Origin of the sequence: Coleofasciculus sp. G2-EDA-02 (assembly GCF_040226375.1) — a bacterium.
GTDB lineage: Bacteria > Cyanobacteriota > Cyanobacteriia > Cyanobacteriales > Coleofasciculaceae > Coleofasciculus.
Genome location: NZ_JAVKEW010000243.1, coordinates 29,503 through 43,032 on the forward strand (window position 1 = coordinate 29,503; position 13,530 = coordinate 43,032).

The following is a 13,530-nucleotide window of genomic DNA, read 5'->3' on the forward strand; positions in this document are numbered from 1 at the left end:
GATCATGGAACTTGGACGAAAGATTCCCATTGCTATTGACCGTCACCTGTGGGATGGTGCGATCGCGGCGTTATTGATTATCCTCTATGCGCCCCTATTAATCCACTGGTACGATGGCTGGCTGAATAAAAGTATTAGTATTGAGCATGAATACTTTAGCCACGGTTTAATCGGACTGCCTTTTGCTGCCTACATCGCCTGGACTCACCGCCAGGAGTGGCAAATGATACCGGATAAATCGAATTATGTCGGGTTAGGATTACTCGCCGTCGGTGGTGTCTTTTATCTGTCGGGTCAATCGGAACTGGTTAATATTTCCTTTCCCACGGTTTTAGCTGGACTTTGTTTATGGTTTAAAGGCATTCCTGGTTTACGCTTACAAAGTTTTCCCCTACTCTTGGTAATTCTAGCAACACCAACTGCATTTCCTTACCTAATCGAACCCTACGCCTTACCCCTACAGAGCTTTATTGCTGGAGTTGCGGGCTTTATTTTGATTCAATTTGGCATTGATGTTAATGTCGTTGGCATTAACTTATTTGTCGGCGGACGAATTGTCGAAGTCGCCCCTCACTGTGCCGGCTTAAAGATGCTGTTTACCAGTTTATATGTAAGTTTAATGCTGCTGTACTGGAGTGGGGCGTGGGCATCGCGACAGAAGACCACATTATTACTAATTGGTGCGGTGTTGGTTAGCGTGATTGGTAATATCATTCGCAATACTCTACTCACATTCTTCCATGGCACCGGCATGGACGGAGCATTCCATTGGCTGCATGAAAGTTGGGGCGGGGATCTATATTCGGCGGGAATGTTAGTAATGTTGGTGATTTTGCTGAAAGTCATTGAGCGTTCTGTTGATACCGAACCTCAAACCCCTGATTCTGTATCTGAGTGAGATTAAAAAACCTTTGTATTTAGTCCGGGCGGGTTTTGTACAAACGTTACCATCAATAGCCAAGCCTAAAATCCCTAAACCCGCCCCTACACAAAATTAAAGACGCGCCATGACACGTCCGGAACACTCAAAACTCTTGCGCCCATGAAGGCAAATCTGATGAAATCCTCAAGACTGCGCCAGGTGATTAAACGCCTGGGATTCAACCGCGCGATCGTGTTACTGTTATTGTTGGTCATTGTCGCGATCGGTGCAGTACCGAGTTATTTGACAGGCAACTGGTCGTGGATTGAGCCACCGAGATTTGCCAATTTCAGTAGCATCAAAGTGCTGCAAATTGAGGGGCTAGAAATTCCGGGCTGGGAAACCCTAGAGCAAAAAACTGTAACCTTAGGGGGGCATAAATGGTCCTATCAGGAAATTAAGGGAGACTTAGATAAACCTGTATTACTACTATTACGTCCTCCCAATGGTCCGATTGATCAACCTCAGGTTGAATGGGTGGATATTAATGGTGTCTTTCAATGGAAGACAGATTCCCATCAACGCTTAAACTTTACCGTCGAAACGAAATCCGAGCAGGCGCAAGTTAATGCCCGTCTCTTTCGCGCTTGGACTCAACAGCAAACCTTCGCCGTTGTTCAGTGGTACGCTTGGGCGACAGGGGGTCATCCAGCTACCCGTCAATGGTTTTGGGTTGACCAAATTGCCCAGTTAAAGCGTCAGCGAGTACCATGGGTAGCGGTTTCTATCCAGATTCCGATGGAACCGTTAGGGGATTTGGCAGACGCCAAACCGATAGCTGAATCTCTCAGTCAAACCGTGCAAAAGACGTTGATGACAAAAGCCTTGGCGGGAGAAGATAAGTCTTGACCTTTCACGACATTCGAGGGAACCTGGCGCCTGTGTAGGGGCGGGTTTCACAACTATCATTTAGGAAAGCACCTAAATGTGACTAAACCCGCCCGAACCAAGGTTTAACCCAACCCTGTGTAGGGGCGGGTTTCACAACTATCATTTAGGAAAGCACCTAGATGTAACTAAACCCGCCCGAACGAAGGTTTAACCCAACCCTGTGTAGGGGCGGGTTTGACTACTATCTTTTAGGAAAGCACCTAGATGTAACTAACCCAGCCCGAACTAATGTTTAACCCAACCCTGTGTTGGGGCGGGTTTCACAACTATCATTTAGGAAAGCACCGACTTGTGACTACCCCCGCCCGAACCATGGTTTAACCCAACCCTGTGTAGGGGCGGGTTTCACAACTATCATTTAGGAAAGCACCTAGATGTGACTAAACCCGCCCGAACCAAGGTTTAACCCAACCCTGTGTAGGGGCGGGTTGGACGAGTATCATTTAGGAAAGCACCTAAATGTGACTAAACCCGCCCTGAGCAAGGTTTAACCCAACTTGTATTATTAGGTCAATAGCCCAATAAAGATAGGCGAAAAAAAGAAGCTGTTACTCAAACGAGGCAGAGCCTCAAGAGGAGCATTCCCAGGCAGAGCCTGGGAACGAGACTATGAGTCACTGGAGGGAATAATTTTGAATAAAGTTAATTATACTATCGGCACATTAATAGCAATTGGCTGGTTAGGACAAATTAATTCAATCGCTTGGGCAACGTCTTTGAGAATAGCAGAAACCTCAGTACCAACGACTCAAAGAGAACAGGCTCAAATCCCCACATTGCCACCTCCACCAGAAATCAATAGTCCGACAGAGGGAGTAAATATTAATGTTCCTAATCCCTTTGCCCCACCGCCACCCCTGGGTTACCCAGAAGAATCGCCTCAAAGAGTACCTACTACTCAATTTAATGAGTATGTTCTCGGTATTGGTGATTCCATCGCGGTTACAGTAGAACGTTTTCCTGACCTAAATTTTTCCGGCACAATTGATTTACAAGGGAATATATTAGTTCCCTTAGTCGGTAAAATTAACGTACTCGGACTTACTCCCGACCAAGTCCAAAATAAACTAGCCGCCGCCTTTAGTGAATTTGTAGTTGACCCAGATGTTACCGTGGTTCTAGCCGGATTGCGTCCCGCCACGGTGACGATTGCGGGTGAAGTAACTCGACCCGGTTATTACTCCCTAGCGCCCGGTTCCCAGCTTACTTCGGCTCTGCAAGTGGCTGGCGGGACAACGAATCTAGCTGACTTGCGTACTATCATCGTGCGTCGGCGTTCTCCTGTGGATAATTCGATTATTGAACAACAGATTGACTTATTTACACCTCTGCAAAATGCTACATCCTTACCAGATGTGCGTCTGCGGGATGGGGATTCTGTCGTTGTATTGGAATTAGAAACTGGTACAATTACCGATTATGACCGCTCTCTCGCCTCTCGCTCGACTCTAGCGACACCACAAATTACGTTGCGAGTCTTGAGTTATCCCAATGGTCGAATTGGCAACCTGAATTTGCCCAATGGGAGTAATTTTATTGATGCGTTGACCTCATTGGCGCCGAGTTTGGAGGATGCGAACTTAAGTGAAATTGCCTTAATGCGTTTTGATCCCGAACAGGGGAAGGTAGTAACACAGCGCATTAATGGGAGAGCTGTTCTCATGGGTGATTTGGCGCAAAATGTCCCCTTGCAGAATGAAGATGTTATTGTTGTCGGTCGTAGCCTTATCGCCAAGGTTACCTATGCTTTGCGTTTAGTGACTCGACCCTTTAGCGATTTTCTCGGATTTCGTAACTTTTTTGAGAATGTAGGGGATGTTTTTGGCTCAGGGGATAATGATAATTAGGGCTTGCTGAATAAAGGGGTTGTAGAGACGTTGCATGCAACGTCTGGGAGCAGGGGGAGCGTCCTTCGTCAACTTCTATGAGGCGCAACTGGGTATAACGTGCTGTGCGATCGCATCCTTTCCCCTATCATCCTACAGAGGTGCTGAGCTAGAATACAAGCACAGACCCTTTGATATAAGTTGCCTCAATTTAGTATACCTCCATTCATTCACCCCCTCCTAGACTCCGCCTGCACGACTCGTTAGTGTGAAATTACTATGACTATCCCCTTAATTAAACGCTATTTAATCGCCCTTGATCGCTATAAATTCATTGGCATAGGTGTTTTTGCTCTAATTACTGGCGGATCAGCCATTGTGGCAATTATGCCCTCTCCCCCTAGTGCAATTTCTTACGAAGCCGTTGGAGTTTTGTCAGTGACGCCTCCGGTGAGAACCTTTTCGGAAACCGGAACCCAAATTCAGCAGCAGGGGTTGCAACTGACAAAGGAGAATCTTTTAGAGGAAAATGTAATTAAAGCCACAGCAATAGCTGTGCGTTCTGAGCCTAAAAAGATCTTCGATAATGTAGACTTGAAGTTCGACACGTCTGGAGGGGACAAAGAAGCCGCGATTCCATCAATAATAGGAGTATTCTACAAGGATGACGATCCCGAACAAGCTGGTAAAACGGTAGAAGTGCTGATGCAGAAAATGATCGAGCAAAGTCGTTTGATTAATAGCAAACGACTGCAAGCGATTATTGACTCCATTGAAAAACGCTCAGCCGAGGCGGAAAACGAACTAAAACAAGCACAAGAAGAACTAGAAACCTTTAACCGGATTGAGGGCGCCGCCTTAGCCTTAGCTGAAGATAACAGCTTGCTAGCACAAATTAGTGCAAACAAACAACAGCAACGCCAACTGCAACAGACTCTCGAAGGAATTGAGAGTCAGATGGCTAGTTTGCAAAGTCGGTTAGGTTTGACGGCTGACCAAGCTTATACCAACTCAGCGCTCAGCGCTGACCCCACCATCGCTGGCTTACGCGGACAACTGCAACAAATTGAAACCCAGATAAAACTGCTCACAAGTCAAGGGTATAGAGACCAACATCCCAATGTCCAAGAGTTACAGCGACAGCAAAGGACTTATGAAGCAATGCTGGGACAGCGAGCGGCTGAGATTGTTCAAGGGAACGGCTTGGGTGAAGCTTTAACCCCCCCGCAAATCCGAGCGGATAGCAGCCTTGACCCCGCCCGGAAACAATTAGCCGATACATTGGTATCATTATCGACTCAACGTGATACCCTGCAAGATCAACTAGAAACTACGAATAGAATTGGACAGGAACTGCTTCAGGAATACCAACAGATTCCCACCAAACAACTTGAGCAGGTGCGCTTGACGCAGCAATTTCAGCTCAAACAAGACTTCTATAACAGATTACAGGCATCACTCATTGATGCCAAAGCCGCCGACGCAGAAACCGTGAGCTATCTCAGTGTTGCTCAGCCTCCTACTGTCCAGAAGAAAGGTGGGAAAGAATCAACCAATCCGATTGTCATCCTCGCTGGGGGAACTTTTGTCGGCTTAATTGCGGCTAGCGGTGTGATTCTGATCCTGGCTATCTTGGATAGCAAACTCTATGCGGCGAAAGAAATCCAGCAATTGCTGGCACAACATGATGTCCCTGTCTTGGCAGAATTGCCTGTGGTGATGAGCATCGACCCCGATTTGGGACAAACGGGTATTTTACTTAAGTCAAGTTCACCCTATTTAGAGGTGTACGAACGGTTCCGGAGTAAGCTCTGTAGTGGGGAGAATAAATCCTTGAAGGTGGTATTAATCGCCAGCACGGTTAACGGAGAAGGAAAAACCACCACAGCTTATAATTTAGCGATCGCGTCAGCTCATGCGGGTAAGCGTACCCTTTTAATTGAAGCCGATTTGCGCTCATCTTCCCAAGCTCATTTCCACCAAGTCACCCCTGAACCGGAAGCGAAGACCCAACCCTTACCTTACTACGGGTCTAAGAGTGCTTGCATTCAGTTAGCCCCGAATATTGAGAATCTCTATATCGTACCCAGTCCAGGACCCCAAAAACAAGCAGCCGCGATCCTTGAATCACGGGAATTCCAACAGCTTATCACTGATGCTCGCAATCGCTTCGACTTTGTAGTTATTGATAGTCCGGCACTCTCCCTGTCCAATGATACCCTGTTACTCGAACCCCTAGCCGATGGTATGGTACTCGTCACCCGACCGGGTTACAGTGAGAAATCAATCCTGAATCTGGCAGCTCAAGAATTAACTGAAGCTGAACCATCACCCCTATTGGGCGCAATTATCAACAGTGCAGATACGTCGATTCCAGTCAGCGCTACCGAGGTTGAGGAGGATATTGAACTGGAGTATGAAGACGAAGACGAAGATACCTTTGAAGATGAAGAATTGGAAGAACAAGAGGAGCCAATTCCGACAGGTGCGACAAGGTCTTAATTATCCTTTTTCACCTTGGTAGGGGCGCACGCCATGCGCCCCTACGGTTTCCGGGCGTAATTCTAATTCATCAAATAAGCTGTGTCACGCCACTACACTCGACACCCGACACTCTACCGCAAATACCCTACCCTCCATACCCTGCACCCTCATTAATACAGATGATAGAATAGAAATGTTAAGTTTTTTATACTCCATTAATCTCTGTGGTTTTGCAACTCTCCTCATTACCGGAATCCCCATCGATACCCAATCAAAACCGTCTTTCCCATTGGAGAGAGAAACTCGTTGACAATTTGCCTCAGAGCAAAAGAATTACACAGCAGATCATCACAGCGATTGGTGTTGGCTTACTCTTTAGCTGGTTGAATGTCCCCGTCGGTTGGCTACTCGGTCCGATGCTGGTGGGAATCGCCTATGCGATTAGCCAAGGATGCCGTCAACCATTACCTTCAAGTTTTAAACTCATCGGACAAGTGGTTGTGGGTTTAGTTACAGCCACTCGCTTTTCTCCAGAAACCATTAGTGTAGCAACAACCTACGCCGTACCCTTGTTACTCTGTGTTTTTCTCACGGGGAGTTTGAGTCTATTTAATGGGTATCTTTTAAGTCGTTGGGCTGGGATTGATCGCACCACAAGTTTACTAGGATTTATACCAGGTGCATCGTCCAGTATCGTTGTCATGAGCGAAGAGATGGGAGCGGATGCACTCGCTGTTGCCCTGCTCCAATATATCCGACTCTTACTCGTTGTTTTAATCATTCCTAGCGCTGCGACTCTGTTGGTGCCCGCCACCCCAGATACATCAGTCACCGCTACTGTCGTCACCACCAGTAACGTGACAACTTTACCCATGGCGTGGAACCTTTTAATTCTAGTCGGGTGTGGTATCGTGGGATTCTGGACAGGAAAGCGATTTCGTCTACCTTCTCCTGGATTTTTCGGTCCCTTTCTGGTGGGGCTAGCGGCGTTTTGGGGATTGCCGGATAAAATGCAAATGCCTCAACCCGTATTCGCTGGCGCACTATTGCTGATTGGATTATCCATTGGCGTACAGTTTGACTGGCAAACCGCCCGTAAACTCTTCAAAGCTGTCTTAATTGAAATCGTGCTAGTTATCGGGTTAATCTTAATGTGTTTGGGTATTGGTTATGGGTTTCATTTGATCACCGATGTGGATATGTCAACGGCTATTTTAGGATTCACACCCGGAGGAATTGAGGCAATGGTTGCTACTGTAATGCAGTTGGGAGGTGACACTGGATTGGTATTAGCCATGCAATTAACTCGGATGTTAGGTATTATTATGATTGCACCATGGTTAGTGGCATTTTTGGTCAAGGGTGCCAAACCTTCGGATGACCGGAAATAATGGGTTCAGGCTCCTCGTCCTTCCAGGACGACTTTTTCTGTGTTATAATTTTGAGGTCGAGTTGTTCCACATCAAATGCTGGTCTTTGAGTTCAAAGCCAAAGGAAAGACAACTCAATACTCAGCCATCGATGAAGCGATTCAAACCGCTCAATTTGTCCGCAACAAATGCATCCGTTACTGGATGGATAACCGAGGCGTTGGACAAAAAGACTTGTATCGCTATAACACGGCTCTAAGAGCTGAGTTTTCTTTTGTCAAGGACTTAAATAGCCATGCTTGCCAAACGGCTGTAGACAGAGCCTATTCGTCAATTGCTCGGTTTTACAGTAACTGCAAAAAAGCTATTGCGGGAAAAAAGGGTTATCCGAAGTTTAAGAAAAACTGTCGCTCAGTTGAATACAAAACTAGCGGTTGGAAGCTTTCTGGAACTCGCAAACAAATAACCTTCACGGACAAAAAGGGAATTGGCAAGCTTAAGCTCAAAGGGACGTGGGACTTAAACTTCTATCAACTCGATCAGATAAAGCGGGTGCGGTTAGTCCGTCGCGCTGATGGCTACTATGTACAATTTTTGGTTAACGCTGAAAACAAAATAGAAAGTCAGCCGACAGGAAAAGCCATTGGTTTAGATGTAGGACTCAAAGAGTTCTATACTGATAGCAATGGCTACATTGAACCCAACCCCCGATTTTACCGGGAAGGTGAAAAACGTCTAAGATTTCTTCAAAGACGAGTTTCGCGCAAAGAGAAAGGCTCGACCAACCGAAAGAAAGCCATTAATCGATTAGGGCGATTTCACCTCAAAATAAGTAGGCAGCGTGAAGAACACGCCAAAAGAGTGGCGCGTTGCGTAATCCAATCTAATGATTTGGTCGCTTATGAAGATTTGAGGGTTAGAAATTTAGTTAGAAATTATTGTTTAGCCAAATCGATTAATGATGCAGGTTGGTATCAATTCAGAAAATGGCTGGAATATTTTGGGGTAAAATTTGGCAAAATAACCATCGCGGTTAATCCTGCCTACACTTCCCAGGAATGTTCCGATTGTGGCACGGTAGTTAAAAAATCCTTGTCTACCAGAACTCATATCTGTCGATGTGGATGTATTTTGGATCGGGATTGGAACGCCGCCATTAATATTCTGAAATTAGCCTTAAGTACGGCAGGGCATGTCGGAACTTGGATTTTAAATCCGAACGCTTCTGGAGATTCGACCTCTACTTTGATTGGAGAAATCCTGTTAAAGCAAGCCGGATCTGTGAACGAAGAATCCCCGCATTTATAGGGCTGGGAGTGTCAATAGGTTGAAGTGGGAAAGTAGAGCGCAAGATCTCATCGACAGTCTCTAGAGTGAGTTGTTGTTGATCAGCTAATGCTTTAATGGTCTGAGTAATTGCCTGAATCTGGAATAGATCAAAGTCTAATCCCAGTTGACTGGCGCGATTAGCAATAGCATGACGACCCGTTAGTTTATGATTAATTAAAAAGGAACGGGATAGTCCAAAATCACTGGGATCAATGGCTTCATAAGTTTGGGGATTATTTAACATCGCTTTAGCATGAATCCCCGCTTTATGGTTAAATGCGGCTGAACCGATAATATAATGGTTTGCCGGAATTGCCATACCCACTTTATCGGCGACAAGTTGATGCAGTGCTACAAGTTGGGGTAGGCGATATTTCCACTGCAATTGTTCGGGATTAACAGTATAGAGACGGGCGATGAATCCAGCGAGGGGGGTGATTCCATTGCGTTCCCCAATTCCCAATACTGTAGTATCGATATGAGTTGCACCTGCTTCTAGGGCGGCGTAGCTATTCGCGATCGCACAACCTGTGTCATTATGACCATGGAATTCAATATCGGTACTTGTATGTTGGCGCAGTGTCTGTACTAGATTAAAGACTTGATTAGGAGTCGCGACACCCACAGTATCCGCTAAACCAAAACGATTCACCATGCCGAGTTTATCGATAGCACCATAAACCTGGAGTAAATCGCCAAGCAAGCTGCGAAATGAATCTTCTGTCGAAAAGCGTATTTCTGTTTCAGGACTTTGATCATGGATAAAGGTAATCACCTCCGTTGCCCGATCAACAATTTGATTTATACTCTTTCCATGACCAAACTGGCGCAGAAAACTGGAGGTACCAAAGAATAAATGAATCCCGTTAATACCTGTCTCAAGAGCTATTTTAGCATCTTCTAAATGACAGCGAATATGGGTCAGCACTTTGGCATGTAAACCCAATTGAGCCAAATACTGACAATCTTGACGAGATTGAGGTGAAGCACAAGGAGAGGTGACTTCAATATATTCAACTCCAAACTGGTCAAGCGCCCTGGCAATTTCTATTCTATCCTGTGATGAAAAGTTAGCCCCACAAAATTGTTCTCCTTCCCGTAGTGTGGTTTCTATAATTGAAAAGTGACTAAGTGACATCGATGTCATCCCTTTGTTGATGGCAACTGCATCACCTATACTATCGGAGGTTTCTGTGCCGGATTGCCTCTTAAACTACTGATTTTATAATTTTTAAATCTTTATTATCCAGCAAAATTTTATCTAGATTTAACAATTAATCGAGTATAAGTCACTAAAATATGCTTATTTTCATACCATGGGGAGCATGTCAAGGAAAGCACATAACTCTTAATAAACACCTTCTAAAACAGGGGGGGTGAGTAAAGGGCGATCCGATTAAATTGAGTGAACACAGTTATTGAGTTTTCCCTATTCTCTCCCCTCTATCTAATTTTAGTTACCTTCGGGTTCAAGAAAGATTCTGAGAGTCCCAAAACGACGGCTTTGTATCCTCAGAGAATAATCCTAACAAAGGACCGAGGATAGCGCCAAAGATAAACCCACCAGCGTGCGCCCAGTAAGCGATACCACCATTTTCCATCCCCACATTCGCTGGGGCTTCTAACATAGCTAACCCATTAAAGGCTTGCTGCAAAAACCAAAATCCCAGGAAAAATACAGCTGGTAATCTCAGGGTGGTGAAAAAGAAGCCGAGGGGAATTAATGTGACGACTTTAGCATTGGGAAACTTAAGAATATAAGCACCCATCACGCCCGCGATCGCACCACTGGCACCCAGAGACGGAATCCCAGACTGGGCGGAGAAAAACCACTGGGCTAAACTGGCTAATACACCACAAATCAGATAAAATATCAAAAACTTGAACCGACCCAGTTCTTCTTCAATATTATTACCAAAAATCCAGAGAAACAACATATTGAATCCCACATGGGTAAACCCTGCATGGAGGAACTGTGCAGTGATTAACGTCAGCGGTTCTGGTATTGGCTGATTCACAGTAATGCCGTTAAAACTCGCAGTCAGTTCTTTAGGGACAACGGCGAAGAGGTGAAAAAATCCATCTAATTCTTGAGGACTTAATGTTAGCTCGTAGATAAAAATCAATACATTTGCCGCAATTAAAACATAGGTAACGTATGGTATAATTTTGACTGGATTTTCATCCCGTAATGGAACCACAATTATCTTTCCTTATTAATAATCAACAATTATTTAATCTTCAGACAACAACCCAAATAAAGGACCTAGGATGGCTCCAAAGACAAAACCGCCAGCATGTGCCCAGTAAGCAATTCCGCCCGTTTCCGTCCCCACATCCGTTGGCACGCTGACACTCGCCACACTACTAAACGCTTGTTGCACAAACCATAAGCCTAAGTATAAAACAGCAGGTAATCGAATGGTTGTCACGAAATACCCTAAAAAGATTAAGGTATTGATTTTAGCCGTAGGAAACTTGAGAATATAAGCGCCCATCACTCCCGCGATCGCACCACTCGCCCCTAGAGACGGAATCCCTGATTCCATGGAGAAAAACCACTGGGACAAGGCTGCTAATATACCACAAGCAATGTAAAAAATGAAGTACTTGATATGACCCAGACGCTCTTCAATATTGTTGCCAAATATCCATAAAAACAACATATTGCCGCCAATATGCAACAAACCCCCATGGAGGAACTGAGAGCTGATCAAGGTAAACCATTCTGGCACCGGTTGATTGATTGAAATCCCCTCAAAGCTAGCGCTTAACTCTTTAGGAACGACAGCATACAGGTTAAAAAATGTATTAAGCTGGGGCGGTGTTAAAAGTAACTGATGGATAAAAACCGCAATATTAACACCAATGAGCGCGTAGGTTACATAAGGAGTAATGCGCGTCGGATTATCATCACTAATAGGGAACACAGTATGAATTATAAAATCGTAAAAAACAGTATTTGAGTAAAATTATACCAATTGCATTTTATCGACGATGCCCGACTGCCCATCCCGACGATACCCTACAGAGGGATTTGTTGAGCAAAACTGATAGGAACACTTTATCATATTAATTGGCAATCTCAATCACGTCCGGCAGATTGAGTAACCATCAGGGTGAATGAGTGGCTGTTGGAGTCAGCTTTTTGTAACGTAAAAGGCTAAGAGTTCTTACCCTTTAAGAAGACCACCTTAGCTGAACATCTAAATTTATGGACTTACTAGAGTACCAAGCCAAAGCCTTATTCCGTGAGATCGGCATTCCCGTCTTACCCTCTCAATGCATGGATCATCCCAGGGATCTCAAGCAGTTAGATATTCCCTATCCCGTGGTTCTCAAATCCCAAGTCCCCAAAGGCGGGCGGGGTAGAGCCGGTGGTATCCGGACAGTGGAAAATACAATTGACGCGATCGCAACTGCACGAGCTATTTTTAATCTATCCATTCTCGGTAAGTATCCCAAGGTGCTGCTAGCGGAAGCCCACTATGATGCTGAAAAAGAATTTTATCTGGCGGTGATCCTCGACTACGCCTTAAAACGTCCAGTTCTGTTGGGTTCATGCCAAGGTGGTATCCATGTCGAAGGGGTAATGGCACAGATGCAACGAGTGGTAGTAGAGGAAGACTTTTCTCCCTTTTACGCACGGCGTCTAGCCTTCAAAATGGGACTTCAAGGTCACCTGATTGAATCAGTCAGCGATATTGTCCAGAAAATGTATCAACTTCTGATCCAAAAAGACCTAGATTTAGTGGAAATTAATCCCCTCGGCGTCAGTGCTAGCGGTGAAGTCATGGCGCTAGATGGTAAAATTGCTGTCAACGATCACGCTTTAGGACGCCAATCTGAGTTGGCAAACCTGTCATCAAGCCTCACCCACACCCCCCAACCCGCCGACCAACCGACGGATCTACAATGGACGGATAGTGAAGGGAATATTGGTATTCTGTGTAACAGTCCTTGTCTAGCCGCAGCCACATTGGATTTAGTGTACAAAGCCAAGGGGAAACCAGCCAGTTGTTTAATTGTAGACGGTTATGCCAGTTGGGATGTACCGTCCGCCGCCTCTCCTATACAACAGTTACAAAATGCCTTGCAGCAATTGACGGACACTCAAAACATCCAAGTTGTCTTAGTAAATATTTTGAGCAACGCAGCCGCTAGTGAAGCCGTGGCTGAGGTAATCGCCAATTATCTACTATCAAAAAGTGGTAATATTCCTAACGTCAGTGAAGTAGAGCGAGGCGAAAGACCAACAACAGGAAATTCGCGCTCCCGTGACTCACGCAATTATCGCCGCCGCCATCTCACACCGAAATCTGTATCTAAGACAGAGTTACCTCACTTGGTGATTCGCTTAGCCAACGGCAAACTAGACATTACCCAAGACCGTTTAGCGGCACTCCCTGTACACTGGATCGGTAACTTGGATCAGGCAGTGGCACAAGCGATTTCTCTGGCACGTTGAAATAGTTGTCATGAACCCCATGCCTTTAGGCAGGGGCTTGTAGACTGCCCGACTCTTCGAGCGGGATACAAGCCACAACATGACCAGCCTCAGACTTTCGAGGTCTACATTTTCAAGGTCACGATACCTACAAATGCGTCGCTAGTTTGTAGCCCTATCGCTGGTTGTTAAACATTTGTAATGGGTTAAGAAAGTGCAACCAGCCGAACAAGCCTTGAAAACATTGGCGAAGCGAACATT

At 45.4% G+C, this 13,530-nt stretch carries 11 protein-coding genes; 8 read left to right on the plus strand and 3 right to left on the minus strand.

Features of this window, described 5'->3' with window-relative positions:
- The first annotated feature begins 4 nt into the window (after positions 1 to 4).
- The 7 genes from crtB to RLO19_RS28020 all read left to right on the plus strand — a co-directional run bounded on the left by crtB (position 5) and on the right by RLO19_RS28020 (position 8,801).
- A complete protein-coding gene (crtB, locus tag RLO19_RS27990; RefSeq protein ID WP_446360638.1) occupies positions 5 to 898 on the plus strand; it encodes a cyanoexosortase B in 894 nt (297 codons plus the stop codon).
- Between the two features lie 159 nt (positions 899 to 1,057).
- A complete protein-coding gene (locus RLO19_RS27995) occupies positions 1,058 to 1,771 on the plus strand; it encodes a cyanoexosortase B system-associated protein (protein WP_446360639.1) in 714 nt (237 codons plus the stop codon).
- Between the two features lie 674 nt (positions 1,772 to 2,445).
- Positions 2,446 to 3,660, plus strand: coding sequence for a polysaccharide biosynthesis/export family protein (locus RLO19_RS28000; protein WP_446360640.1), 1,215 nt, complete (start codon positions 2,446 to 2,448; stop codon positions 3,658 to 3,660).
- Positions 3,661 to 3,694: 34 nt separating this feature from the next.
- Positions 3,695 to 3,883 (plus strand): hypothetical protein, encoded by a 189-nt coding sequence (locus RLO19_RS28005; RefSeq protein WP_446360641.1) that lies wholly within the window; start codon positions 3,695 to 3,697, stop codon positions 3,881 to 3,883.
- A gap of 35 nt (positions 3,884 to 3,918) precedes the next feature.
- Complete coding sequence (locus RLO19_RS28010; protein ID WP_446360642.1) at positions 3,919 to 6,141, plus strand: GumC family protein; 2,223 nt, start codon at positions 3,919 to 3,921, stop codon at positions 6,139 to 6,141.
- A gap of 206 nt (positions 6,142 to 6,347) precedes the next feature.
- Positions 6,348 to 7,514 (plus strand): AbrB family transcriptional regulator, encoded by a 1,167-nt coding sequence (locus RLO19_RS28015; RefSeq protein WP_446360643.1) that lies wholly within the window; start codon positions 6,348 to 6,350, stop codon positions 7,512 to 7,514.
- A 75-nt stretch (positions 7,515 to 7,589) separates the two neighbouring features.
- Entirely contained in the window at positions 7,590 to 8,801 is a 1,212-nt protein-coding gene (locus RLO19_RS28020; protein WP_446360644.1) for an RNA-guided endonuclease InsQ/TnpB family protein, read from the plus strand.
- Here RLO19_RS28020 and lysS read toward each other — a convergent pair.
- The 3 genes from lysS to RLO19_RS28035 all read right to left on the minus strand — a co-directional run bounded on the left by lysS (position 8,734) and on the right by RLO19_RS28035 (position 11,752).
- Entirely contained in the window at positions 8,734 to 9,960 is a 1,227-nt protein-coding gene (lysS, locus tag RLO19_RS28025; RefSeq protein WP_446360645.1) for a homocitrate synthase, read from the minus strand. The two genes, RLO19_RS28020 and lysS, sit on opposite strands and share 68 nt — an antisense overlap.
- A 331-nt stretch (positions 9,961 to 10,291) precedes the next feature.
- Positions 10,292 to 11,023: a rhomboid family intramembrane serine protease gene (locus RLO19_RS28030; RefSeq protein WP_446360646.1), complete on the minus strand. Its 732-nt coding sequence runs from the start codon at positions 11,021 to 11,023 to the stop codon at positions 10,292 to 10,294.
- A 33-nt stretch (positions 11,024 to 11,056) separates the two neighbouring features.
- Positions 11,057 to 11,752, minus strand: coding sequence for a rhomboid family intramembrane serine protease (locus RLO19_RS28035; RefSeq protein WP_446360647.1), 696 nt, complete (start codon positions 11,750 to 11,752; stop codon positions 11,057 to 11,059).
- 284 nt (positions 11,753 to 12,036) lie between these two features.
- On the opposite strand from RLO19_RS28035, the gene RLO19_RS28040 reads away from it, so the two are divergent.
- A complete protein-coding gene (locus RLO19_RS28040) occupies positions 12,037 to 13,290 on the plus strand; it encodes an ATP-grasp domain-containing protein (protein WP_446360648.1) in 1,254 nt (417 codons plus the stop codon).
- Positions 13,291 to 13,530 lie beyond the last annotated feature (240 nt).